Raw genomic sequence first — 23,833 nt, forward strand, 5'->3', positions numbered from 1 at the left:
GGGTTGGAGTCCAGGTCCACCATGTTCCCGGCCTCCTTGGCGGCCGAGGTACCGGTGTTCATGGCCACGCCGACGTCCGCCTGGGCGAGCGCGGGCGCGTCGTTGGTGCCGTCGCCGGTCATCGCGACCAGTTTGCCGCCCTGTTGTTCGCGGCGGATCAGGGCCATCTTGTCCTCGGGCGTGGCCTCGGCGAGGAAGTCGTCGACGCCTGCCTCCTGCGCGATGGCGCGCGCGGTGAGCGGGTTGTCACCCGTGATCATGACGGTTTTGATGCCCATGCGGCGCAGCTCGTCGAACCGCTCCCGCATGCCCTCCTTGACGACGTCCTTGAGGTGGATGACGCCCAGGACGCGGGCGATCGGCGTACCGCCGCGCCGGGACACCTCGCCCACGACCAGCGGGGTGCCGCCGCTCGCAGAGATTCCGTCGACGATGCCGCCGACCTCTGCCGTGGGGTGGCCGCCGTTGTCACGGACCCAGCGCATCACCGCCGTCGCCGCTCCCTTGCGCAAAGACAGGGTTTCCTGAGGATCGTTGAGGTCGACACCGCTCATCCGGCTCTGAGCGGTGAAAGGTACGAACTGTGCCTGGGCCAGCTCTCCTTCACTGCGTCCGCGCAGCGCGTACTGCTGCTTGGCGAGGACGACGATCGAACGGCCCTCGGGCGTCTCGTCGGCGATCGACGACAGCTGGGAGGCGTCCGCGAGCTCCTCGACACTCACCCCGTCCACCGGCAGGAACTCGGCGGCCTGGCGGTTGCCGAGGGTGATGGTGCCGGTCTTGTCGAGCAGGAGTGTGTTGACGTCACCCGCGGCCTCCACCGCACGTCCGGACATCGCCAGCACGTTGCGTTGCACGAGCCGGTCCATGCCCGCGATGCCGATCGCCGACAGCAGCGCGCCGATCGTCGTAGGGATCAGGGCCACGACGAGGGCGACAAGGATGACGATGGTCTGCTCGGCCCCCGCGAAGATGGCGAAGGGCTGCAGGGTCGCCACCGCGATCAGAAAGACGATCGTGAGGGATGCCAGCAGGATGTTGAGCGCGATCTCGTTCGGCGTCTTCTGCCGAGCGGCCCCCTCCACGAGTGCGATCATCCGGTCGATAAAGGTCTCCCCCGGCTTCGAGGTGATCTTCACGACGATCCGGTCCGAGAGCACCTTGGTGCCACCCGTGACCGCCGACCGGTCGCCGCCCGACTCGCGGATCACCGGCGCCGACTCGCCCGTGATGGCCGATTCGTCGACGCTCGCGATGCCCTCGACCACATCGCCGTCGCCGGGAATGGTCTGCCCGGCCTCGACGACGACGTGATCGCCCAGACGGAGGTCGACGCCCGGAACTTCCTCCTCTGCGGCGTCGGTCGCGCCCGGCCGCCAGCCGGTGAGACGGCGGGCCTTCGTCGTCGTCTTGGTGCGGCGCAGGGTCTCCGCCTGGGCCTTGCCGCGTCCCTCGGCCACGGCTTCGGCAAGATTGGCGAAGACCGACGTCAGCCAGAGCCACGCCGTGATCACCCAGGCGAAGACACTGGGCGCGCTGATGGCCGACAGCGTGGTCAGCACCGCCCCGACCTCCACCACGAACATGACGGGGTTGTGGACCATCAAGCGCGGATTCAGCTTGCGCAGGGCGTCGGGGAAGGACGTCAGAAGTTGCTTGGGATCGAGCAGTCCGCCCGAGACCCGGTGCTGCTGTCGCCCGGCGCCCGGCGGCGTGGGAGCGGGAGTAGTGGTCGTGGACATCAGTGCAGACCCTCCGCAAGAGGGCCGAGTGCGAGCGCGGGGAAGTACGTCAGACCGACGACGATGAGGATCACTCCGATCAACAGCCCGACGAACTGCGGCCGGTGAGTGGGCAGGGTGCCCGCAGTGACCGGAACGGGCTGCTGCCCGGCGAGCGAGCCGGCGAGCGCGAGGACGAACACCATGGGCAGGAACCGGCCGATGAGCATGACCACGCCGAGTGTGGTGTTGTACCAGACGGTGTTCACGCTGAGTCCTGCGAATGCCGAGCCATTGTTGTTCGCAGCCGACGCGAAGGCGTACAGGACCTCGGAGAAGCCGTGCGGTCCGGAATTGAGCATGGCGGCCCTTTCACCCGGGAATGCCATCGCCAGCCCCGCACCGACCAGCACGAGTGCGGGCGTGGTCAGGATGTAGAGCGAGGCGAACTTCATCTCCCGGCCCCGGAGCTTCTTGCCCAGGTACTCGGGCGTACGGCCGACCATCAGACCGGCGACGAAGACCGCGACGATCGCCAGGATCAGGATCCCGTAGAGCCCGGAGCCGGCGCCGCCGGGCGCGATCTCCCCCAGCATCATGTTGAAGATCGTCATTCCGCCGCCGCCCGGCGTGTACGAGTCGTGGGAGGAGTTGGCGGCTCCGCACGACGTGAGGGTGGTGGACACGGCGAACAGGGCCGAGGCCCAGATCCCGAACCGTGTCTCCTTGCCCTCCATCATTCCGCCGGCCGCGTGACCGGCGGTGCTGCTGACGCTGTGCAGTTCGTTGGCGGTCACGATGGCGACCGATGCGGCCCAGATCAATGCCATCACGGCAACAATCGCGTAGCCCTGTCGGTTGTCGCCAACCATCGTCCCGAAAGTCCGGGGCAGCGAGAACGCGATGACCAGCATGAGGTAGATCTCGATCAGGTTGGTGAAGGCGTTGGGGTTCTCGAAGGGGTGCGCGGAATTCGCGTTGTAGAAACCACCGCCGTTGGTGCCCAGTTCCTTGATGGACTCCTGGGAGGCGACGGGGCCTCCGGTCACGCCCTGGTGCCCGCCCGCGATGGTGGTGATGTCGTGGATTCCATGGAAATTCTGAACGGTACCGGCGGCCACCAGAACGATCGCGAAGACGAACGCAAGGGGCAGCAGAACGCGAAGCGCGATCCGTGTCAGGTCCACCCAGAAATTCCCGACGCGATCGGTCTTCTTCCTGCTGAAGCCCCGGATCAGCGCGGCGACGACGGCGATACCCACGGCCGCGGAGACGAAGTTCTGCACCGCGAGGCCCGCCATCTGGACCAGGTGCCCCATCGTCGACTCGCCGGAATACGACTGCCAGTTGGTATTGGTGACGAAGGATGCCGCGGTGTTGAACGACTGGTCCGTGGTGACCGGCTTCATTCCCAGGGACAGCAGAAGGTGATTCTGCAGGCGCAGGAATGCGTACAGGAACAGTACCGACACTGCTGAGAAGGCCAGGATGCTGCGCAGGTAGACCGACCACTTCTGGTCGGCGTCGCCGTTCACTCCGCCCACCCGGTAGATCAGGCGTTCGATCCGCCAATGGTGATCGGTGGTCAGGACGCGGGCCATGTAGCCACCCAGCGGGCGGAACGAGAGACCTAGCGCGACCACCAGGGCGAGTACCTGGAGCCATCCCGCGAGGGTGCCGTTCATCCGGGCTCCCCCTAGAACTTCTCGGGGAAGATCAGGCAGATGACCAGGTAGATCACAAGGCACACGGCAACGATCAAGCCGACGATGTTTTCCACGCTCACAGGCGCCCGACCCCCTTGGCGGCCAGGCCGATGAGGGCGAACACCAATACCGTGAGGCCGATGTACGCGACGTCCGACATGCGCGAGGCACCCCGCAGAGTCATGAGGGGACGGGACTTTTCGGCCCTCCCTGCTGGAATATGGAGTTGATCCGGAATACGAGGTTGATGTATTTCTGACGCTATATCAGTTGATATCGAGATTGTCCTGTCGCCCTGTGGGCCGATGGGATGACGGTGAAGTGCGTGGATTCACTCGGTGCGGCCGGATGTCTCGCTGCCGCCGGGCGCGGAACCCGGAAGAGTGAGCATCACCGAGAAGGCTCGACCCTCAGTGGTCGTCTCCAGGGTTCCGTCCATGGCCTCGGCCAAGTCGCGCGACAGCCGCAGAGCCAGGCTGTCGGCCCTGGTACCCGGAGCCCGCAATGCGGCGGCGCTCAGTTCCGGACCCCGGTCGGGCACGCCGTCCTCCACCCGAATCTTCACGTGGTCGGTCTGGACCTCGGCAGTGAAGACAGGGGGCCTGTCCGGTGGACTGTGACGCAATGCGTCGGCCCCCAGGGCTGTCAGGGCGCGGGTGAGGAGAGCAGCGTCCGCGATCACGTCGGGCAGCTCTTCCGGCAGATGCAGAACGATCGAATGGCCGCCGGGCCCGAGGTCGTCCAAAGCAGCGCCCAGCACCTCGTTGAGGTCGACCGGGCGGAGGTAGAGTTCGAGCGCCCCGGCGTGCAGACGACTGACATCGTCGAGATCGGTGACCAACTGCGCCGCACGGTGCACCGCCGCGCGGGCGGCGTCCAACAACTGCGTCTCCTCCGGGGCAGGCGCGTCGTCGCGTCGACGCCGCAAGCGCACGAGCGCGGCTTCAGCGGTGTGCAGCGGAGCACGCAGATCGCGGCCTGCCGCGAGAAGCAGGGATGCCCGGGTGCGTTCGGCGTCGGCGAAGGTGTCCGTGCCGCAGGAACGCCCGGCGATCCGCTCTCGGGCATGGGCCAGCCCCAGTTCGGCGGCGCATGCGGCGAGGATGCGCCGGTCCTCCGTACTCAGTCCTGAACCACGAGCGGCCAGCGTGAGATTGTCGTCGACGGGGCTCTCCACATCAGCCTCGTAGGGCTTTTCCGGCGGCCGCTCCCCGGCGCTGGCGACCACGTACCAGCGGGGCACCGGAGATACTTCCGGATCCCTTTCGAGCAGGCTGATCGCACTCAGTCCGAAGTTCTCCCGGATCTGCTCCAGCAGTGCCGTCAGATCCTGGCCGCGCATCACGGCGGCGGCCAGGCGGCTCAACGCCCTCGCCTCCGATGTCGCGCGTACTGCCTGGCGCGTACGCTGCGCAGCAACTCCCGCTGCCCTGCCGACGAGAGCGGCCGCGGCGAGAAAGACCACGAGCGCGGTGATCTCGTCGGGGCGCTCCATGACCAGCGAGTGCACCGGTGCGGCGAAGTAGTAGTCGGCGAGCAGTGCCGCAGCAACAGCGGCGAACAACGCGGGGTAGAGCCCGCCGACCAGGGCGACCACGACAACGGCGAGCAGATAGATCACCAGGTCGCTGGAGAAGCCGAGGTTGCCACGCAGCGCGGTCAGCAGGACCGTCAGTACGGGCAGCAGCACCACGGCGCCGACCAGGGCAGCCCAGTACCGTCTTGGGCCCGTGCCACGGCTCGGATGCGGAAGCCTCAGCGCAGCAGACCCCGCTGCCTCCTCGTGGGTGACGATGTGCACATCAATGGGGCCGGCCCCCTTGATCGTCCGTTTTCCCACCCCTGCCGTCAGAAGGGAGGCGAGACGGCCGCGACGGCTCGCGCCCAGCACGATCTGGGTGACGTTCTCCGTCTCGGCGAACTGGAGCAAGGCATCGACAATGTCCTCGCCAGGGGTCTGGTGGTAGCTGCCGCCGAGCGACTCCAGAAGGGTGCGCTGGACATCCAGTACCGCAGGGCCGCCGGCGGTGTGCCCGTCCTCCGACACCACGTGGAGGGCCAGCAACTCGGTGCCGGGTGTACGAGCGCTGATCCGCGCGGCACGGCGGATGAGGGTCTCGCCCTCCGGCCCGCCGCTCAGGGAGACCAGGATGCGCTCCCGGGTTTCCCAGGGAGCGACGATGCCGTGTTCCGCGCGGTAGCGCTGCAGCCCCTCCTCCACCCGGTCTGCGAGCCACAGCAGGGCGATCTCGCGCAGGGCGGTGAGGTTGCCGACCCGGAAGTAGTGGGTGAGGGCGGACTCGATGCGGTCCGGCGGATAGATGTCGCCATGGACCATGCGGCGGCGGAGCACCTCCGGTGGCAGGTCGACCAGTTCGATCTGGTCGGCCCGGCGGGCCACCTCGTCGGGCAGGGTCTCCTGCTGCGTGACCCCCGTGATCTGCCGTACCACGTCGTTGAGGGATTCCAGGTGCTGGACGTTGAGCGTGGTGACGACATCGATGCCGGCGGCCAGGAGCTCCTCCACGTCCTGCCATCGCTTGGCGTTGCGAGCCCCCGGAACGTTGGAGTGGGCCAGCTCGTCGACAAGCGCGACGTGGGGACTGCGGGCCAGCACCGCGTCGAGATCCATCTCGGTGAAGAGCGCACCGCGGTGGCTCAGCGTACGGCGGGCGATCGTCTCCAGCCCCTCGGCCATGACCGCGGTCGGCCGGCGCCCGTGCGGCTCGACGAAGCCGACGACCACATCCGCGCCCCGTGAACGCAGCCGCTGCCCCTCGGCGAGCATGGCGTACGTCTTCCCGACCCCGGGGGCGGCCCCGAGGTAGATCCGCAACCGTCCACGTGCCACCGGCGGACTCCTGCCCAGGTCACCCCCATGTCGCGCTCGCGCCCTTCCATGGTGCGCCCCTCAAAGCCGTTCCACTCGACGACACCGGCCCGGAGCCCTCAAGGGCACTCTCGGGGCGTATCGCGTCCTCGGCGCACTGCGGTGACTCGCGCAGGCCGCACGGGCGAGAGCCGGTCGGATCTCGGATCCTGCCGTCAGGATGCTTGCCGCCGGTGCTGGCTGAAAGGCGCCACCGCGTCCACACCCTTCGAGTCCAGCACGACCTCGCACGAGGGGAACGTCCCGGCCAGACCCTCAGCAGCGGCGTTCCTGGACACCTGGGCGCGCCCCTGAGCGCTGCAGGGCGTTGAAGGTTGTGATTCCCGCGCGCATCAACGGCGCCCGGTGAGCGACCCGTTGCTCAGCTGCTGGAGCCGCCATTCCTCGGAAGCAGCGAGCCGGCCCAGCGGGGCCCTGTCGTTGAGGACCTTCTTCTACGGGTCGTCGTCAGCCACTCCGGTGAAGATGCCCGCGCCGCCGGTGGGCCCTGGGTCCAGCGAATTCACGGTGACCTCGGTGCAGCGTTCTCACGGTCCGGAGGACAGTCGTGGCGGGAGAGCACAGACACGTTTCTCCTCGGTGCGGGTGAAGCCCTCGGCTGTGGATCACTCCCTGCGTACCCTGATGCGGCCGTCTCCTTGATGGCCGGAACCTTTCGCTTCGCCATACGCCAGGAGCTCACCGATGGCCACCCCCGCCCACGTCCCTACGAGTCGCCTGCGCGCGTGGATGCTGGAAGGCCTGTCCGACATGGCCGGGCACCAGCAGGGGCCGCACGCCAAGCCTGAGCCCGCACACAAGGGGCAGCGGTGGTGGCGGGTGATGTGCCTGACCGGCGTCGACTACTTCTCCACGCTGGGCTATCAGCCGGGCATCGCCGCCCTTGCGGCCGGGCTCCTGTCCCCCGTGGCCACCATCGTGCTCGTGATCGTCACTCTGGCGGGCGCGCTGCCGGTCTACCGGCGGGTGGCCGAGGAGAGCCCGCGGGGCGAGGGATCGATCGCGATGCTGGAGCGGCTGCTGTCGTTCTGGAAGGGCAAGCTGTTCGTCCTGACGCTGCTCGGTTTCGCTGCCACGGACTTCCTGATCACCATCACGCTGTCGGCGGCGGACGCCTCCACCCACCTGGTGGAGAACCCGCACCTGACCGATGTGCTGCACGACAAGCAGATGCTGATCACGTTGCTGCTCGTCGCGCTGCTCGGGGCGGTGTTCCTCAAAGGCTTCCTGGAGGCCATCGGCGTCGCCGTCGTCCTGGTCGGGATCTACCTGAGCCTGAACGTCGTCGTCGTGGTGGTGGGCCTGTGGCACGTCGCCACCGCCGCGCACGTGGTCACCGACTGGACCGACGCCCTGACCACCGAGCACGGCAACGTCATCGCCATGGTCGGCGTCGCGCTGCTGGTCTTCCCGAAGCTGGCCCTCGGCCTGTCCGGCTTCGAGACCGGTGTGGCGGTCATGCCGCACGTCGCGGGCGACCCCGACGACACCGAGGAGAAGCCCACCGGCCGTATCCGGGGCACGAAGAAACTGCTGACCACCGCCGCGGTGATCATGAGCGTGTTCCTGATCGCCACCAGCTTCATCACCACCGTGCTCATCCCGGAGAAGGAGTTCGAGTCGGGCGGCCGGGCCAACGGCCGCGCACTCGCGTATCTGGCGCACGAGTACCTCGGAAACACCTTCGGCACGGTCTATGACGTCTCCACCATCGCCATCCTGTGGTTCGCCGGCGCCTCCGCCATGGCCGGCCTGCTCAACCTGATGCCCCGCTACCTGCCCCGGTACGGCATGGCCCCGCACTGGGCGCGCGCCGTGCGCCCGATGGTGATCGTGTTCACCCTGGTGGCATTCCTGGTCACATGGATCTTCGACGCCGACGTCGACGCCCAGGGCGGCGCCTACGCCACCGGCGTCCTCGTCCTGATCAGCTCCGCCGCCATCGCCGTCACCATCGCCGCGCGCAAGGCCGGCCAGCGCAACTGGACCATCGCCTTCGCCGTCATCTCGGCGATCTTCCTCTACACCACCGTGGTGAACGTCATCGAGCGCCCCGACGGCGTGAAGATCGGTGCCTGCTTCATCGCCGGGATCATCCTCGTCTCACTGCTTTCACGGCTCGCCCGCGCCTTCGAGCTTCGGGTCACCAGCGTGACCATGGACGACATGGCGGAGCGTTTCGTGCGGGACGTCGCCAGCCGCAGGATCCGGTTCATCGCCAATGAGCCCGACAACCGCGACATCGCCGAGTACCGCGAAAAGATCGAGCAGATCCGTCACGACAACGACGTCCCGGCCCAGGAGGACTTCGTCTTCGTCGAGGTCACGGTGCTCGACCCCTCGGAGTTCGAATCGGGCCTGAACGTACGCGGCGAAGTCCTGCACGGCCGCTACCGCGTCCTGACCCTGGAGAGTTCCTCCGTTCCCAATGCCCTGGCCGCCCTGCTCCTGCATGTCCGCCACACCACCGGCTGCACCCCGCACATCTACTTCGAATGGACCGAGGGCAACCCCTTCGCCAACTTCCTGCGCTTCTTCCTCTTCGGCCAGGGCGAGGTCGCCCCCGTCACCCGTGAGGTCCTCCGCGAGGCCGAACCCGACCGGGCCCGCCGCCCCCGTGTCCACGTCGGATGAGCCGGGCGAGCGCTGCGCGGCAAGGCCGACCCGCCTTCGACCGCACCGGAGCCACCACCCGGAGCGCGCTCACCCGCTCAGTGTCCAGCACCTGTCGCACCCACGATGTCCCGAAGGAATCCAGCTGCACCGATGCATCGGCTTTCTGCGTGCCGTCAGGCGACGCGGAGGATGCTCTTGCCGTGGGTGGCACCCGCGGCGAGCCGCTGTACGGCAGTGGCCAGGTCTGCCATGTCGTATTCGACGGTGATGTCCACGTGTACCCGGCCGTCGGCGACGAGGCGGAGTGCACGGTATGCGCTGTCGGCGAGTCGTTCAGGGTGGGTCCGGTGGAGCAGGTTGCTGTTGTACGTCACGAGTGATGTGCCGTGCATGAGGAGGTCGTTGGCGCTCGCCAGAACGGGTTCGTAGGTGCTGAGGTTGCCGTATGCCGCCAGTCGGCCGTGCGGGGCGAGTTGTTCCAGGCCGGCCTGCCGGGTCTGTCCGCCGACCGGGTCGAGGATCGCGTCGAACTTCTCGTCGCCGAGTGCGGCCGGGAATTCTTCGCGCAGCAGGATCTGGTCGTAGCCGAACCGGGCGGCGTAGGCGGCTCTGTCGGCACTGCCGACCACGCCCACAATCCGGCCGGCCCCGGCCAGTCGGGCGAACTGGGCGGCCAACGTGCCGACCCCTCCGGCGGCGGCGTGGATGAGCACGCTCTCGCCGGGGCGAACATGTGCGGCGCTGTTGATCAGATCGTAGGCGGTCGGTCCGCCCCACCCGAGACCTGCGGCCGTCCGTAGCGGGACGTTGCCGACGTTCAACGTGAGTGCGGCGGGGGCTACGACCACCTGGGCGTAGGCGCCTGCCGTGGTCAGTGCGGCAACCGGCTCCCCGACACGGCTTGCAGCGACGTCCCGGCCGACCGCGACAATATGCCCGGACGCCTCGAAGCCGGGCACAAAAGGACGCGGCACGGGGAAATGGCCGTCCCGGACCATGGTGTCGCCCCATTGGATCCCGGCATAGGCGACGCGAATCGCCACCTCGCCGGGGCCGGGGGTGGGCTCGTCCATGTCGGCGACCTGGTAGCGGTCTGCGGCATCGAGAAGAACAGCCTTCACGGTTACAGCCCCTTGTGTTGACTCAGTATCCTTACAGTCGAGGACTGTAGGTATATAAGGTCCCTGAGTCAACACATGAATCTGTTAGCGAAGTGGGAGTGCATCGTGGAAGCACCGGTCGGGGATGACCTCTGTACCCGGATCAGGCGGTCGGATCAGGCGCTGATGGCGCATCACGAGGCGGTGCTGCGCGCCTACGGACTGACCATGACGCAGTACACCGTGCTGCTGCTCCTCTCGCGCGAAGGCGGCATGTCCGGCGCCCAACTGGCCCGCCGCTGCGGGGTGACGCAGCAGAGCATGAGCAGTGTGCTGACCAACATGGAGAGCAAGGAACTCATCCGCCGCGAGGCATCCCCCGTACACGCCAAGGTGCAGATCGCCGGCCTGACCGATGAAGGCCAGGTAGTGCTGGACCGCGCCTACCAAGAGGTGATCGTTCTTGAGCGCGCGCTCGCCGACGCGTTCACGCCCTCCGAACACACCGCACTGTGCGAGCTCTTGGAACGCGCCACTGCTGTACTGATCCGGCAGACCCGCCACGCGACAGTCCCGCCCATCGCCTGACCACCCGGCCGCCGCACGTGCAAAAGCCCCGGCGCATCCGCGCGCTCACTGCCGCCATCCGGCACAACGGTCAGCTTCCGCAGCTGTGCCGCGATCAGGGGAGGCAGGGCGCTGTTTCAGCACGGTGCCCCCTGTGCGCGGGTCAGGAATTCGTCTCGTGGCTGAGCTGGCGCTCAAGACTGTGTGTCAGGTGCTCCGCCATGGCTTCCGCGGCGCGATCGGCCTTTCTGCGCAGTATGGCGCGTACGACCCGTTCGTGTTCCGCCAGCGTCGGGTCCTCGGTCACCTCGACATTGGTGAGCCGGAAGACGTGCAGATGCGAGTGGAGACGCTCCACCGCGTCCGCGAGCAGCGGCCGATGCGATGCCTGGGCGATTGCGTCGTGGAACCGCTGGTCCAGAGCGGCGAAGTCACGGTAGTCCGCGTACCGACCGGTCGGCCCCGGATGCGCCCGCATTTCCTCCACGATCCGCTCGATGGCGTCGAGCTGTTCCTCGGTCGCGTTGGTCGCGGCCAGCGCTGTGGCCCTCGGTTCCAGCAGCAGACGCATCTCGAAGAGTTCCTCGAGCCCCTGACGGGTCAGCAACTCGGTCGCGCGGTATCCCGAAAGAGATCGCTTCACCACCAGACCGTCGGCCTCGAGCCGGGCCAGGGCTTCGCGCACCGGGGTCGGCGACACGCCGAGGGTGCGCGAGAGGGCTTCGATGCCGACCCGGGCACCTGGTGCGATCTCGTGGTCCATGACCCTGGCCTTGATGTCCTCGTAGACGCTGTCCGAGAGCACCTGCCGGGCAGGAGGCGAGCCCTGTGGCTTCCCGTTCGGCTCCCCTGCGCTGCCTGCGGAACGGTCGTGCGGCGGCATCCGTTCTCCTGCTGCTCGGGGCTTGTCGGAACACTCGCAGTTTAGCGAGGTGACGACGGGGCCCAGGACGCTCTCGGACGTGAGACGGCCCCGAGTGCCGTCGGGCCGGAGCCGGCCCCGTCGAACGCTCGACATCGGTGATCAACCCTGGCTGGACATCTGCCGCTGCGACCCGGGGCCGTCGAGCCCGAGTTCCACCGTGTCCCCGGCCTGGAGGTGAGGCGTGCCGGGGAGTCCCGTGGCCACCTTGGCCGGAGTACCCGTGATCACCGTGTCACCGGGCTCGATGACCATGTACTGGCTGAGGCACCGGACGATGGGCTCACGCTGAAGGTCATGTCCTTGGTGGTGCAGTTCTGTCGATCCCGGCCGTTGACGCTCGGTCCCGGAGAGGCCGGACAGCCGGCTGTCGTCCGAAAGGACCGTTGGGCGTTCACTGCCGACGGGACCGAGGCGCATGAACTTCATGAACACTCCCTTCTGGAGGGGTCTCCTGGTGGATGGGCCCGGAAGCCGAGCGCCGATGGGGCGGCGACTGCGGGAGGTGCAGCCGATAGGCACTGAGGGCCGTGCCGCCGAGGACGTCGGCCTGTTCGTGAGCGGCGAGTTCGTGGATCAGGGCGTGTGTTGTGTCGAATACCGTGGCGTAGTCGGCGGCCAGGGTGCACACGGGCCAGTCGGAGCCGAACATCACGCGATCCGGCCCGAAGGCGTCGAGGACCCTGGCGGCGAAGGGGCGAAGGTCCTCGACGCTCCAGCGCATCCAGTCGGCCTCCGTGACGAAGCCCGACAGCTTGCAGAACGTGTTGGGTTCCGCCGCGAGGTCACGCAGGTGCGACGCCCACGGTTCAAGCGTCCCAGCAGCGATGCCGGGCTTGCCGGCGTGGTCCAGTACGAACCTGAGACCGGGCAGACGGCGAGCCGCAGCAGTGGCCGCCGGCAGCTGGTGCGGCAGGATGACAAGGTCGTACGCGAGGCCCGTGTCGGCGACCGCGGCCAGCCCCCGCAGCACATCCTCGCGCACCAGCCACTGCGGGTCGGCTTCGGCCTGGACCTGGTGACGCACGCCCACCAGATGTTCGCCCCCGGACATCCCACGCAGCTCGACGAGCCTGTCCGCCACCCCCGGAGCGGTGAGGTCGGTCCATCCGACGACCCCGGCGACCAGCGGCTCCGACGCCGCCTGGGCCAGCATCTCCGGTGTCTCCTCAGCGACCGTCGCCGTCTGCACGAGGACGCTCGCGACAACTCCGGCCTGTTCTGCCACCGGGCGCAGGTCCGACAGCGAGAAACTGCGGCGAAGCGGCGCCAGGGCCGGGCCGGTGATCCAGCCCTGGTCGCGTACGGCCAGGTCCCACACATGGTGGTGTGCGTCAACGACGATCGGTGCGGTCATATGGCACTCCCTGTACGCGGCTCGCCGCCGCTCCGGTCGGGCGACTGGCTCAGTGGGAGCGGTACGTTCGCGGGGAGCAGCCCATCGGCGCGAAGGTCCTCCCACAGAGGGGCCGGCAAGGGGCGCTGGAACTGCCCCACCGCATCCTCCACCTCCTGTGCGCTGCGCAGGCCGAGCAGCACGGACGCGACGGCGCGGTGGCCCAGGGGAAAGCGTGCCGCGACGGCCCGAAGGGGTACTCCGTGCTTCTCGCAGACCCGCTGCAGGGACAGCGCACGCTCCAGCATGTCCGGCGCGGCCGTCCGGTAGCCGTAGGTCGCTCCCCGTCCGGGCGCTGCGAGCAGTCCTGAATTGAAGACGCCTCCTGCCACCACCGAGACACCCCGCTCTGCGGCGAGCGGCAGCAATTCGTGGAGACCGCTCTGCTCCAGGAGGGTGTAGCAACCGGCGAGCAGCACGACGTCGACGTCGGTCTCCCGTACGAAGCGGGCCGGCATGGAGGGTTGGTTCATCCCCAGCCCGATGGCCTTCACCATGCCCTCCGCGCGCAGCCGTTCCAGGGCGGGATATGCCTCGTCGAGAGCTTGCTTCCCGTGGTCGTCCGGATCGTGCAGATACACGATGTCCACGTGGTCCAGGCCGAGTCGAGTCAGACTGTCGTCAAGGCTGCGGCGCACCCCGTCGGCGCTGAAATCCCACACTCGCCGGTGGGTTGCCGGCACTGCGAAGCCATTGGCAAGGTCGTCTCCCACTACGCCGGAGGCAGGTTCGAGCAGGCGGCCGACCTTGGTGGAGACGGTGTACTCGTTTCGTGGCCGGATGCCCAGCGCGGTTCCGAGGCGGCGTTCGGACAGTCCCAGACCGTAGTGCGGTGCCGTGTCGAACGACCGGATGCCGTGGTTCCAGGCCGCGTCGAGGGCGGCGGCCGCCTGCTCATCGGTCATCTCGGTGAAGAGGTTGCCGAGGGCCGCCGCGCCGAAGGCAAGGGGCGATGTCCACGCGGTGCTGCTGCCGAGTGGTTCCCTTCCGAGAAGCTTGTTCATATGCCGACCGGCCTCGGGCGCAGACCGGCCACTCCCCCGTCGACGGCCGGCGCCGCACCTGTGACGGAGCCCGCCACCGGGCCGGCCGGGCAGACGATGGCCGCGGCCACCTCGCCGGCGGTGACAAGACGCCTGTGCGGCTGGCGGGCGTTGAGCGCTGCCCGTTCCGCGGCCGGGTCGTCCGAGGCGTCCAGCAGTCTGCCGGTCCAGCCGGACGGATCGAGATCGAGGACAGCCACGCGGGCACCCCGTTCCACGAGAAGCCGGGAGGTGGCCAACCCGATTCCTGAGGCGCCGCCGGTGACGACAGCGTGCAGTCCGGCGAGTTCGGCGGTCATACGGACACCTCCGTGGTGGTGGCGGCGAGGCCACCGTGCCGCGCCGCGCCGATGGCGGGCCGGATCGCCGCATGGGGGTATGCGTATGTCGGGAAGGAGTCGGCGAGTCCCGTCGCCGAGAGGCTCGGCGCGCCGGCCTTGAGGGAGTGACCGTCCCGGATCACCGCGGGGTCGCCGAAGCACTCATGAAGGTGGAGGCATGCAGCGGAGAAGTCGGGATCGGGGTTCACCGCGTCCGAGCAGTCCAGCCTCCGGGAGGCTGGGAAGCGGATGCCGCAGGTGTCCGGAGCGACGACCCGCACGGTGGTGTCTGAAGGCAAGGAGATTCCTGTTCGGTAGGGCGTACCTGAGGAGATGCAGAGGCCGGTCGATCACTCCATGAAGAACACCTGCTCCATCGATGCCCACCGCTCTCCGGGCGCCGCCTCCTCGACGGGCTCCTGGCACGGGTCGGTGAGCCGCCACCAGGCTTGCGTCGCCCTGTCCGCGGCCATGAGGGCGAGGTCGGCGGCCAGATCGTTGCCGTGGTACTCGAAGTAGCTGAACAGCCGGTCGCCGAGAAAGTGGATCGAGTAGTTCGCGATGTGACAGGCCCGCAGCCGGTCCAGTACCGGCTGCGGAACATCGCGGTGCAGCTCGCGGTACTCGTCGAGCTTCTCCGGGCGGACCCGGATCACCTGTGCCACACGCTTCATCCGGCATCCGCCGTCGCGGTCACGGCGGAGATCGCGCGGTCGTGGATGATGCGGATGATCCTGCCGCTCATCCCTTCGTAGTCGCGGTCGTTGGCGACCTCCCCGCGGATGCGGTGATCGGCCATCACGATGACACGGTCCGCCAGTGTGATCATCTCCGCCAGGTCGCTGCTGATCAGCAGGATGGGCAGGCCGTCGCGAGCCAGCTCCCACAAGAGCTCGTGAAAGGAGTGCTTGGTACGGACGTCGACGCCCACAGTCGGCTCGTCGACAATGAGCAGGCGGGTGTCGGCCGCGAGCCACTTCGCCAGACTCACCTTCTGCTGGTTGCCTCCGGACAGTTCGCCGGCGTTCTGCCCGAGCCCGGAAATGCGGATGCCCAGGCGCTCGACCAGAGCCTGCGCCACGTCCCGCTCCTCGCGGGCGGAGACGAATCCGAGGGCCTTGGCAAGTCTCGTCCACACCGTCACAGTGATGTTCCGCCGGATGGGCTGCTCCAGGAAGACGCCCTCCTCCTTGCGGTTCTCGGTCAGGTAGCCGATGCCGAACCGGTGGAGCGCCTGGCGCGGCGACCTGATCCGGGCCGGCTTGCCGTGCACCCGGATCTCACCGCCGGTGCACCTGTCCAGGCCCAGCACGGCCTTCACGAGTTCGCTGCGTCCGGCGCCGACCAGACCGTACAGCCCGACGATCTCACCGGGACGCACGTCCAACGAGATGTCCTCGTGTCCGTCGGCGGTGGAGAGCCGGTCGAGCGAGAGCACCGGGGCGGCGGCGGTGTCCACGGCACGGGGCTCCATGTCCCTCGCGGCGTGGGCCCGGCCCACCATCAGGCCGACCACGTCGTCGTGCGTGTGATCCGGGAGCGGCGAGGACTCGAGCACGGACCTGCCGTCGCGAAGCACGGTGACGGTGTCGCAGACGGCGAAGACCTCTTCGAGTTTGTGGCTCACGAAGACGACGCAGGTGCCCCTGGCCGTCAGCCGCCGAATCACGTCGAACAGCCGCTCCGCCTCCTGCGGCGAGAGTGAAGCGGTCGGCTCGTCGAGGAGCAGCACCTTGCTCTCGGTGTAGAGCGCCTTCGCGATCTCCACCAGCTGCTGTTGTGCCACGGACAGTTCGCGGACAGGCCGGTGCGGATCGATGTCCAGGCCCAGTTCCGCCAGGCAGCCCAGTGCGGGGGCCGTCATCGCGTCACGGTCGACGAGCCCGCGGCGTGAGGGAGGGCTCTGCAGCGTGATGTTCTCCGCGACCGAGAAGCCGGGGATGAGGTTGCGTTCCTGGTGGACGACACCGATGCCGGTACGGGTTGCCTCCAGCGGAGAGCGCAGGTGGACCTCCTTGCCGAGCCAGGTCAGACGGCCGCCGTCGGGGGTGTGCACTCCGGTCAGCACCTTGATCAGGGTGGACTTGCCTGCGCCGTTCTCACCCAGCAGGGCGTGTACCGAGCCCGCCGTCAGGCGCAGCCCGACGCCGTCCAGAGCCCGTACTCCGGGGAAGACCTTGACGATGTCCAGGCATTCGAGAAGGACGTTGCTCATCGCGCACCTCCCGTGGTCGGCAGGGCGCTGTCCGTCTCGCGGCCGGTATCCACGGGAGACGGTGGGATGCCGACGGGCGCTGGTGGGATACGTCCTTGCGCCTTGCCCTTCTTCTCAAGATGCGTCTGGTGCATTCGCCCACCGACCACGGTGCCCAGCACGACCAGGCCGATGAGGAAGTTCACCCAGCTCGGGTCGAGCGAGAACTGGGCCCGCGCGGCGTCGATCAGCCGCATCACAAAGGCCGCCAGCACCGTGCCGAACACCGCGACGGAGCCGCCGGTGAGAGCAACACCGCCGATGATGGGCGCGGCGAAACTCGGCAGCAGCCAGTCGCCGCCGACGCTGCGGTTGACACCCGGCAGTGAGGCTGTCGCAGTCAGCGCGGCCACGCCGACCAGCAGGCCCGACACGGTGTGGGCAAGCACGATCTGCCGGTCGGTGGAGATGCCGGACAGTCTGGCCGCCAGCGGGTTGCCGCCGGCGGCGAGCAGGCGACGTCCCGCAGTGGTGCGATACATGAACGCTGCGAGCAGGGCAGCCGAGGCCAGCGCGACAAGAAACACCAGCGGAGTGTTCAACGGAGCTGCTCTGCCGAGGTCCTTGAGAGTCTCGGAATAGCCGTCGACCGTACGGGTGCCGGCCAGTCGGTACTGGGCCCCCAGCAGGATCGTCATCGTGCCGAGCGTGACGATGAAGCCGTTGATCCGTGTCGCCACGATGAACAGGCCGGTCACCAGGCCGATGACCGTCGCCGTCAGCACGCCCACCGTCGCGGCGATGGGCGCCGGCACACCGCTGTCGGCCATCAGCACGCCCATCAGGCAGGCGCTGAAGCCGCCCAGGGCACCGATCGCGAGATTGAGCTGTCCCACACACAACGCGACCATCTGGGCGAGGCCGATCAGGATCGGCGTGGCCAGGTACTGCAGGAAGGTACGCACGGAAGGGCCGTCGAAGAAGGAACCCGACGAAGCCACGCCCAGGGCGATGTATCCGGCCAGCACTACGCAGAGCAGAGTCATCGTCGTCGAACGGGAGAACTGACGCAGGGCCGCGCCGGTCCGGGCTCCCCCATCGTTGATCGTGATCATGTGGAGCGCACCACCTTGCGATAGGACACGACAGTGCGCACTCGGTCGGCCGACAGGGCCAGCAGCAGAACGCAGCCGAGGTAGATGTTCAGGCTCTCGAGGCCGACACCGAGCAGGTCGAGGCCCTTGCGGATCACGCCGACCAGGGAGGTTCCCAGCAGAGCGCCGATCACCGAGACGACGCCGCCGGTGAGCAGGGTCCCGCCGAGCACCGCGCCGAGGAACGACGGCAGCATGAAGTCGTCACCGATGGACGCGCGGAACGTTCCGGTGCCGACGGCGGCCATGAAGCCGGCGAGTGCGGCGAGCAGTCCCGACATCGCATGCGCGAGGATGACGCGGCGGCCCGTTGGAATGCCGGACAGTTCGGCCGCCGCCGGGTTGGCACCGGTGAGCAGCAATTCCCGGCCGAGACGGGTACAGCCGTACAGGAAGCCGAGGCCGGCCAGCGCCAGCACGGTGAACTGAATCATCTGCGGCACGGCGGGGGAGCCGCACACCGGGCCGACGCAGATGTCGGCCAGTGAGTAGGAGCGCAGTTCGGCCAGCCCCGACGGCCTGGTGGTGAACGCCGCGTTCTCCGTGAGAGCCGAGTACAGCAGCGAGACCAGACCCAGCAACGCGAAGTCCATGGCCAGGGTCACCACGAAAGAGCTCACCCCGGTGCGGGCGATGATCCAGCCGGTCACGGCGCCGATGGCAGCTCCGGCGAAGAGGCACAGCAGCAGGCCGAGCGGCAGCGGGAGGCCCAGCCGGTCGTAACCGAACCCCGCGAAGAGGGCTCCGAAAGCGGCCATGCGGCCGACAGCGAGGTTCATGTGCCCGACGGACAGGACCACCATTTGGGCCAGGGCGACCACGGTCAGGGTCGCGATGTCCCTCAGCAGTGGGAAGAGGACGAGCCGCTCGTCCAGGAAGGCGGGGCGCAGCACGCCGAACAGAGCGCACAGGGCGACGATGAGCACGAGCAGACCAAGCCGTTGGTTCACCCAGAACGGCGGCTTGTGCGCCGAGCGCGGCGCGGTGGTGTCCACGTCGTCGTCGGGCGGAGCCATGGGTGTCTTCACGACACCCTCCGGTTGTCGATGGAGTCCATGTCCCAGTCGATGCCGATGCCCGGCTCGTCGGGTGCGACGGCCATGCCGTCGCGGACCGTCAGTTCGGTCCGCGTCACGGCGCGCAGCTGCGGGATGTACTCGACGAACTTCCCGTTGGGCACCGCGGCAACGAGACTCACGTGCAGTTCCATCAGGAAGTGCGGGCATACCATGACGTTGTGGCTTTCCGACATGTGAGCGACCTTCAGCCACGGCGTGATCCCGCCGATTCGAGCGGCGTCCACCTGCACGACGGACGCGGCCCCGGTCTCGAGGTAGTTGCGGAACTGCGTGATCGAGTACATGGATTCACCGACGGCTATCGGAATGCTCGTTGCGCGCGCCAGGCGGGCGTGACCGCTGATGTCGTCGGCCGGCATGGGCTCCTCGAGCCAGTACGGGTCATAGGGCTCCAGAGCGGCTGCCAGTTGGCGGGCCGAGGAGATGGTCTGTGACTGGTTGGCATCGGTCATGATGTGCAACGACGGGCCCACGGCCTCGCGTACGGCGCGCAGTCGCTCGGCGTCCTCGGAGACGTGCGGCTTGCCCACCTTGATCTTGACGCCCGCCCATCCGGCCTGCTGTGCCTGAAGCGCCGACTTGACCAGGTCGTCGGTGCTCAGGTGGAGCCAGCCGCCCTCGGTGTCGTACACCGGCACTTCGCGGCGATGGCCGCCCGCCAGCCGCCACAGCGGTTCGCCCGCGCGCTTGCAGCGCAGGTCCCACAGAGCCGTGTCCACGGCGGCGAGCGCCAGGGAGGTGATGGCTCCGGTGGTGGTCGCCCTGGTCGAGGCGAACAGCCGTTGCCACAGCGCCTCGACGTTGCGGGCGTCCTCGCCGGCGAGGAGGGGCAGCAGATGCTCCCGGAGCAGGCTCAGGACGGACGTTCCCCCGGTGCCGATCGTGTAGGCGTAGCCGGTTCCCTGGAGACCGTCCGCCGTTGTGATCTCTACCAGGATCGTCTCCTGCTTGACGAAGGCCTGCACAGCGTCGGTGCGGTCCTTCTCCACTGCGATATCGGCCAGCAGGGCCGTGGCGGTCGTGATGATGCTCATCGTGCGAGGTCCGATTTCTGTAGTGCGCGCGGCAGCTGTCAGTTGCAGTCGAGGAGTTCTTCGGCGAACTGCTTCTTGAGCTGCTCGGTCTTCGCCTTGCGGTCCTTGTCGTAGTCGCCGGCATTGGCCTTGGTGACGACGAAGGAGCCGGAGTCCACGATCTGCCCGGGGTTGCGCATGGTGCACTGTTTGGTCTGCAGCAGTGCCAGCGCCCACGCTCCGACGTCGGCCTGCCCCACCGGGTTCTGCACCACGGTCGCGGCGACCGAGCCCTGTCCGATCGAGTCGAGGATCTTGGCATCGTCGTCTATGGCGACGACCTTCGCCGCCGAACCCGTGCTCTTGACCGCGTCGGCGGCGGCCACCGCCGGGTTGTAGGCCGTGGAGACGATGCCCTGGATCTGGTTGCCCTTGGCCGCGAGCAGGTCCGAGACCGCCTTCTGCGCGGTCTGGAGGTCCTTGTCGATGTCGGTGATGGTCTGGAGCAGTTTGATCTCGCCGCCCGACTCGGCCACCGCCTTGGCGACGCCCTTGATCCGCAACTGTGTGTTCGCGTCGACGTTGTTGCCGGTGAGGTGCACCAGCGTTCCCTTGCCGCCCATGGCGTCGATGGCAGCGCGGGCCGCCTTGTACGCGGCGAGCTCGACGTCCGTCGACAGGCAGAAGTCGGCCTCGTTCTTGCCACCTGCCGGACACGAGCCCAGCGAGGCCACCGTCAGACCCTGCGACTTGAGGTCCGCGAAGGTGGTGTTGATGTCGGTCGGCGAGACCCCGAACACGCCGAAAGCGTTGTAACCGCGCGCGGCGAGCGTGGACAGCAGGTTGTTCTGCTTCTGTTGGTCCCACTCGGCGGTCTCGTCGAAGGTCACGCCCCCGAGGCCGTACGTCTTCCGAGCGGTGGCCCCTGCTGTCTTCCATGGCTGGAAGTACGGGTGGGCGCCGCCGGGCACGAGTGCCACCTCGGTGCCGGATCCGTCGACGAGCTCGGCTGTACCGGCGCCGGCCCTCGCGGAGGCCCGGGGCCTTTCGCCAGTGGGCTCGTCCGAGGTCTTCACAGTGCACGCAGCGGAGCCCGCCGTCAGAACAACAACGGCGAGAACGCCCGGCAGAACAGCTCTGGTCCGGAGAAGCATCTCCACCACCTCCCTGAGAATCAAATAGGAAATTGATGAGAGTGATGGTTGACCAGGGATGGCCCTCCGTCAAGACCCGTGGCGCGATCCATCTCCCGGATGAGCGTTGGCGTCGACGAACGGAAGGCGAGGCCAGGAACCTTCAATCGGAAAATCCCCGGGCTGAAGGCTGATTCTCCGGCGTGGCCGCGACACGCGGGCACGGCTCGGTGCTGCCCGTAGGGGGCTTACAGGTCAGGCACATCGCTTGACTGAGCAGACGGCAGATCATATAGGAAAGTCTGTCGAAATCATTGACAGGACGTGCCCGTGCCACTGCACTTCTACTCAGACGCTGTCGCTCGGCCGTCGGACGCCTCCGTACCCGGTACCGCCTGCCCAGAAGGAGCCCCACGCCCATGTCCCGTCGTACACCTTCCCGGCCCCCCGCCGAAAACGAGGGCGGTCTGTCACGTCGCGGCGTACTGCGCACGGCGGCATCGCTGGGTGCGCTTTTCGCGCTGTCCTCGGCGCCGGAGTTCACCACCAACGCTGCCGCGGTGACGCGGCCGGCAACACTGTCGCTGGTGCCGAAGCGCGACGCGCTGATGCTCTGGTACACCGAGCCGGGCACGGAGAACCGGATCATCGAGGAGGGGCTGCCGATCGGGAACGGGCGGCTGGGTGCTCTCGTCACCGGCGACCCGTCCCGTGATGTGACGGTCCTGGCGGACGCGACGCTGTGGACCGGTCATGCCAACGCCGCGCTCCAGTCGGACGGGCAGTTCCCTTACGACACGGGGGACTTCGGTACGTTCGGGATGCTGGCCAAGGCCTTTCTACAGATTCCGGCACACACGGCCGGCGCCGTCAGCGGCTACCGCCGCACGCTGGACATGAGCAACGGCCTGGTGACCGCTTCCTACCGGCTCGGCGGTGTGACGTACCGGCGTGAGGTGTTCTCCAGCCATCCGGACGACGTGATCGTTGTGCGGCTTTCGCAGAGCGGCGGCGGCTCCTACACCGGGTCCATGACACTGTCGGGGACCCGCGGCGAGACCGTGACGGTGGATGCTGGTGCCGCGGAGGCGTCGTTCTCGGCGGCGCTGCCGAACGACCTGAGGTACGCCGCGGTCGTGAAGGCTGTCGGCAAGGACGGCACCGTGTCGGCGGCCAGTACGGAGGTGACGTTCAGCAACTGCACCGAGGTGCTGGTGATCATCTCGGGTGGCACCAACTACAAGGCCGACGCGTCCCAGTCGTACAAGGACGCCTCGCTCGTGCCCCTGGACACGGCACGGGCCAAGGCGTCGTCAGCGGCGGCAGTCGCCGGTACGGCGTTGCTGGCCACGCATGTATCCGATTTTCGGCGCCTCCAACAGCACATGACGGTGAACCTGGGCGCGTCGTCCGCCGCGCAGCGAGCGATGGACACGCCCGCTCGGCTTGCTGCCCGTGCGGCGGCCGGTTCCGCACCGGACCCGGAGCTGGAGGCGGCCTACCTGCAGTTCGGCCGCTATCTGACGATCTGCGGCTCCCGAAGCAGTCTCCCCACCAACCTTCAGGGCTTGTGGATCGACACCAACACTCCGTCCTGGATGGGCGACTACCACAGCGACATCAACATCCAGATGAACTACTGGCTGCCGGACCTGGCGGGCCTGCCCGAGTGCTTCGAGGCGCTCACCGACTACTGCGTCGCTCAACTGCCTGGCTGGCAGGCCACTACCGAAGACCTCTTCCAGGACTCCCGCAACCGGTTCCGCAACACCTCGGGCAAGGTGGCCGGCTGGACCCTCGCGATTTCCACGAACATCTGGGGCGGAAACGGCTGGTGGTGGCACCCGGCCGGCAACGCATGGATATGCAACTCCCTCTACGAACACTACGAGTACACCCAGGACACAGCCCACCTGGCCAGGATCTACCCCCTGCTCAAGGGCGCCTGTGAGTTCTGGGAGTCGCGGTTGATCACCATGACCGTGCCCGACCCCGCGACCGGCGGCACGCGACAGGTCCTCGTCGACGACCACGACTGGTCTCCCGAGCACGGACCCCAGAACGCCCGTGGCATCAGCTACGCCCAGGAGCTGGTCCGGCAGCTGTTCCAGAACTACCGGTCCACCGCGGCTGCGCTGGGCAAGGACTCCGCCTATGCCTCCACCGTCTCCGCGCTTCAGGACCGGCTGTACATGCCCGAGGTCAGCGCCACCAGCGGCCGGCTCGAGGAGTGGATGAGCGACGACAACCTCGGCGAGACCACCCATCGCCACCTGTCACCGCTCATCGGTCTCTTCCCCGGTGACCGCATCGCCGTCGAGCACTCGCCGACGGCCCTCGTCTCGGGCGCCACCAAGCTGCTCGAGTCACGCGGCATGGCCAGCTTCGGCTGGGGCAGTGCCTGGCGGGCCATGTGCTGGGCGAAGCTGAAGAATCCGGACAAGGCATACCAGCTCGTCCTCGACGTACTGAAGCCGTCGGTGAACTTCAGCCACGGCAGCGCGATCAACATGTTCAACATGTACAGCTTCGGCAGCAGTTCGGTATTCCAGATCGATGGCAACTACGGCACACCAGTGGCGATGATCCAGATGCTGGTGCAGTCCCGTCCCGGACGGGTAGAGCTGCTACCGGCCCTGCCGCGGGCCTGGGCCGCCGCCGGGTCCGTCACGGGAATCGGGGTGCGCGGCGGCCTCACGCTCGACATGAAGTGGAAGAACGGCCAGGTCACCCACGCGACGCTGCGAGGAGCCGCGGGCAGGTCCACCGTGGTCGTCTTCGGCGACTGGAGCAGCCGGATCACGATCCCCTCCGCCGGATCCGTGGCAGTCGCGCCGCCTGCCCAGCACGCCGTCTTCCAACTGGTCAACAGCCGGAAGTAGTGGTCTGCGCCGCCCGGCACAAGGGCGGCCTCGGTGCCCTTGTCATCACCGGACTCGGCCGCCCCACCGCCGGTTTCTCTCCTGGAGGCGACGGCTG

At 68.0% G+C, this 23,833-nt stretch carries 19 protein-coding genes and 2 pseudogenes; 3 read left to right on the top strand and 18 right to left on the bottom strand.

Features of this window, described 5'->3' with window-relative positions; genetic code table 11:
* From kdpB to ACFVYE_RS24330, 4 genes are all read right to left on the bottom strand, one after another.
* A partial coding sequence (gene kdpB, locus ACFVYE_RS24315) for a potassium-transporting ATPase subunit KdpB (protein WP_389607371.1) occupies nucleotides 1-1,742 on the bottom strand: 1,742 nt, incomplete at its 3' end.
* A complete protein-coding gene (kdpA, locus tag ACFVYE_RS24320; protein WP_383968906.1) occupies nucleotides 1,742-3,406 on the bottom strand; it encodes a potassium-transporting ATPase subunit KdpA in 1,665 nt (554 codons plus the stop codon). The genes kdpA and kdpB, both read right to left, overlap by 1 nt.
* 11 nt (nucleotides 3,407-3,417) lie before the next feature.
* Complete coding sequence (gene kdpF, locus ACFVYE_RS24325; RefSeq protein WP_382950378.1) at nucleotides 3,418-3,507, bottom strand: K(+)-transporting ATPase subunit F; 90 nt, start codon at nucleotides 3,505-3,507, stop codon at nucleotides 3,418-3,420.
* A 251-nt stretch (nucleotides 3,508-3,758) separates the two neighbouring features.
* A complete protein-coding gene (locus tag ACFVYE_RS24330) occupies nucleotides 3,759-6,278 on the bottom strand; it encodes a DUF4118 domain-containing protein (protein WP_383968901.1) in 2,520 nt (839 codons plus the stop codon).
* A gap of 723 nt (nucleotides 6,279-7,001) precedes the next feature.
* Between ACFVYE_RS24330 and ACFVYE_RS24335 the strand changes: the two genes are divergently transcribed.
* A complete protein-coding gene (locus tag ACFVYE_RS24335) occupies nucleotides 7,002-8,951 on the top strand; it encodes an amino acid transporter (protein ID WP_383968899.1) in 1,950 nt (649 codons plus the stop codon).
* A 155-nt stretch (nucleotides 8,952-9,106) separates the two neighbouring features.
* Here ACFVYE_RS24335 and ACFVYE_RS24340 read toward each other — a convergent pair whose 3' ends face one another.
* The gene (locus ACFVYE_RS24340; protein WP_383968897.1) at nucleotides 9,107-10,054 is read right to left on the bottom strand and encodes a zinc-binding alcohol dehydrogenase family protein; all 948 of its coding nucleotides are present in this window, start codon (nucleotides 10,052-10,054) and stop codon (nucleotides 9,107-9,109) included.
* Nucleotides 10,055-10,219: 165 nt separating this feature from the next.
* Between ACFVYE_RS24340 and ACFVYE_RS24345 the strand changes: the two genes are divergently transcribed.
* Nucleotides 10,220-10,621: a MarR family winged helix-turn-helix transcriptional regulator gene (locus tag ACFVYE_RS24345; protein WP_383968894.1), complete on the top strand. Its 402-nt coding sequence runs from the start codon at nucleotides 10,220-10,222 to the stop codon at nucleotides 10,619-10,621.
* Nucleotides 10,622-10,763: 142 nt separating this feature from the next.
* On the opposite strand, the gene ACFVYE_RS24350 is transcribed toward ACFVYE_RS24345, so the two are convergent.
* The 13 genes and pseudogenes from ACFVYE_RS24350 to ACFVYE_RS24410 form a co-directional block, all read right to left on the bottom strand.
* Nucleotides 10,764-11,483 carry a GntR family transcriptional regulator gene (locus ACFVYE_RS24350; protein ID WP_389607372.1) on the bottom strand — a complete coding sequence of 240 codons (720 nt, stop codon included), beginning with the start codon at nucleotides 11,481-11,483 and terminating at the stop codon, nucleotides 10,764-10,766.
* Between the two features lie 141 nt (nucleotides 11,484-11,624).
* Nucleotides 11,625-11,951, bottom strand: coding sequence for a fumarylacetoacetate hydrolase family protein (locus ACFVYE_RS24355; protein ID WP_389607373.1), 327 nt, complete (start codon nucleotides 11,949-11,951; stop codon nucleotides 11,625-11,627).
* Complete coding sequence (locus tag ACFVYE_RS24360) at nucleotides 11,917-12,879, bottom strand: amidohydrolase family protein (RefSeq protein ID WP_383968885.1); 963 nt, start codon at nucleotides 12,877-12,879, stop codon at nucleotides 11,917-11,919. Before ACFVYE_RS24360 ends, ACFVYE_RS24355 begins: the two co-directional genes overlap by 35 nt.
* The gene (locus ACFVYE_RS24365) at nucleotides 12,876-13,922 is read right to left on the bottom strand and encodes an aldo/keto reductase (RefSeq protein WP_383968882.1); all 1,047 of its coding nucleotides are present in this window, start codon (nucleotides 13,920-13,922) and stop codon (nucleotides 12,876-12,878) included. Before ACFVYE_RS24365 ends, ACFVYE_RS24360 begins: the two co-directional genes overlap by 4 nt.
* A pseudogene (locus tag ACFVYE_RS24370) lies at nucleotides 13,919-14,131 on the bottom strand (SDR family NAD(P)-dependent oxidoreductase); the annotation flags it as partial. The pseudogene ACFVYE_RS24370 and the gene ACFVYE_RS24365, both read right to left, overlap by 4 nt.
* A 21-nt stretch (nucleotides 14,132-14,152) precedes the next feature.
* Nucleotides 14,153-14,260, bottom strand: a pseudogene (locus tag ACFVYE_RS24375) (SDR family NAD(P)-dependent oxidoreductase); the annotation flags it as partial.
* On the bottom strand, nucleotides 14,257-14,580 hold the full coding sequence (locus tag ACFVYE_RS24380; RefSeq protein WP_389607415.1) for a hypothetical protein: 324 nt from the start codon (nucleotides 14,578-14,580) through the stop codon (nucleotides 14,257-14,259). The gene ACFVYE_RS24380 and the pseudogene ACFVYE_RS24375, both read right to left, overlap by 4 nt.
* Nucleotides 14,581-14,631: 51 nt before the next feature.
* Nucleotides 14,632-14,955, bottom strand: coding sequence for an L-rhamnose mutarotase (locus ACFVYE_RS24385; protein ID WP_383968876.1), 324 nt, complete (start codon nucleotides 14,953-14,955; stop codon nucleotides 14,632-14,634).
* On the bottom strand, nucleotides 14,952-16,496 hold the full coding sequence (locus ACFVYE_RS24390) for a sugar ABC transporter ATP-binding protein (protein ID WP_389607374.1): 1,545 nt from the start codon (nucleotides 16,494-16,496) through the stop codon (nucleotides 14,952-14,954). The genes ACFVYE_RS24385 and ACFVYE_RS24390 overlap by 4 nt, the downstream gene beginning before the upstream one ends.
* Complete coding sequence (locus ACFVYE_RS24395) at nucleotides 16,493-17,590, bottom strand: ABC transporter permease (protein ID WP_383968870.1); 1,098 nt, start codon at nucleotides 17,588-17,590, stop codon at nucleotides 16,493-16,495. Before ACFVYE_RS24395 ends, ACFVYE_RS24390 begins: the two co-directional genes overlap by 4 nt.
* Nucleotides 17,587-18,645 carry an ABC transporter permease gene (locus tag ACFVYE_RS24400; RefSeq protein ID WP_389607408.1) on the bottom strand — a complete coding sequence of 353 codons (1,059 nt, stop codon included), beginning with the start codon at nucleotides 18,643-18,645 and terminating at the stop codon, nucleotides 17,587-17,589. The genes ACFVYE_RS24395 and ACFVYE_RS24400 overlap by 4 nt, the downstream gene beginning before the upstream one ends.
* 8 nt (nucleotides 18,646-18,653) lie before the next feature.
* Nucleotides 18,654-19,742: a mandelate racemase/muconate lactonizing enzyme family protein gene (locus ACFVYE_RS24405; RefSeq protein WP_383968867.1), complete on the bottom strand. Its 1,089-nt coding sequence runs from the start codon at nucleotides 19,740-19,742 to the stop codon at nucleotides 18,654-18,656.
* A gap of 38 nt (nucleotides 19,743-19,780) precedes the next feature.
* Complete coding sequence (locus ACFVYE_RS24410; RefSeq protein WP_389607375.1) at nucleotides 19,781-20,875, bottom strand: substrate-binding domain-containing protein; 1,095 nt, start codon at nucleotides 20,873-20,875, stop codon at nucleotides 19,781-19,783.
* A gap of 398 nt (nucleotides 20,876-21,273) precedes the next feature.
* On the opposite strand from ACFVYE_RS24410, the gene ACFVYE_RS24415 reads away from it, so the two are divergent.
* Nucleotides 21,274-23,736: a glycoside hydrolase N-terminal domain-containing protein gene (locus ACFVYE_RS24415; RefSeq protein WP_389607376.1), complete on the top strand. Its 2,463-nt coding sequence runs from the start codon at nucleotides 21,274-21,276 to the stop codon at nucleotides 23,734-23,736.
* Nucleotides 23,737-23,833 lie beyond the last annotated feature (97 nt).

This window comes from Streptomyces sp. NPDC058239 (genome assembly GCF_042882185.1).
Classification (GTDB): Bacteria; Actinomycetota; Actinomycetes; order Streptomycetales; family Streptomycetaceae; genus Streptomyces.

Excerpts from the sequence above, each read along its gene's own strand:
- kdpA (WP_383968906.1), bottom strand. The coding sequence starts at position 3,406 with ATGAACGGCACCCTCGCGGGATGGCTCCAGGTACTCGCCCTGGTGGTC.
- ACFVYE_RS24335 (WP_383968899.1), top strand. The coding sequence starts at position 7,002 with ATGGCCACCCCCGCCCACGTCCCTACGAGTCGCCTGCGCGCGTGGATG.
- ACFVYE_RS24345 (WP_383968894.1), top strand. The coding sequence starts at position 10,220 with ATGGCGCATCACGAGGCGGTGCTGCGCGCCTACGGACTGACCATGACG.
- ACFVYE_RS24350 (WP_389607372.1), bottom strand. The coding sequence starts at position 11,483 with ATGCCGCCGCACGACCGTTCCGCAGGCAGCGCAGGGGAGCCGAACGGG.
- ACFVYE_RS24355 (WP_389607373.1), bottom strand. The coding sequence starts at position 11,951 with ATGAAGTTCATGCGCCTCGGTCCCGTCGGCAGTGAACGCCCAACGGTC.
- ACFVYE_RS24360 (WP_383968885.1), bottom strand. The coding sequence starts at position 12,879 with ATGACCGCACCGATCGTCGTTGACGCACACCACCATGTGTGGGACCTG.
- ACFVYE_RS24365 (WP_383968882.1), bottom strand. The coding sequence starts at position 13,922 with ATGAACAAGCTTCTCGGAAGGGAACCACTCGGCAGCAGCACCGCGTGG.
- ACFVYE_RS24385 (WP_383968876.1), bottom strand. The coding sequence starts at position 14,955 with ATGAAGCGTGTGGCACAGGTGATCCGGGTCCGCCCGGAGAAGCTCGAC.
- ACFVYE_RS24390 (WP_389607374.1), bottom strand. The coding sequence starts at position 16,496 with ATGAGCAACGTCCTTCTCGAATGCCTGGACATCGTCAAGGTCTTCCCC.
- ACFVYE_RS24395 (WP_383968870.1), bottom strand. The coding sequence starts at position 17,590 with ATGATCACGATCAACGATGGGGGAGCCCGGACCGGCGCGGCCCTGCGT.
- ACFVYE_RS24400 (WP_389607408.1), bottom strand. The coding sequence starts at position 18,645 with ATGGCTCCGCCCGACGACGACGTGGACACCACCGCGCCGCGCTCGGCG.
- ACFVYE_RS24405 (WP_383968867.1), bottom strand. The coding sequence starts at position 19,742 with ATGAGCATCATCACGACCGCCACGGCCCTGCTGGCCGATATCGCAGTG.
- ACFVYE_RS24410 (WP_389607375.1), bottom strand. The coding sequence starts at position 20,875 with ATGCTTCTCCGGACCAGAGCTGTTCTGCCGGGCGTTCTCGCCGTTGTT.
- ACFVYE_RS24415 (WP_389607376.1), top strand. The coding sequence starts at position 21,274 with ATGTCCCGTCGTACACCTTCCCGGCCCCCCGCCGAAAACGAGGGCGGT.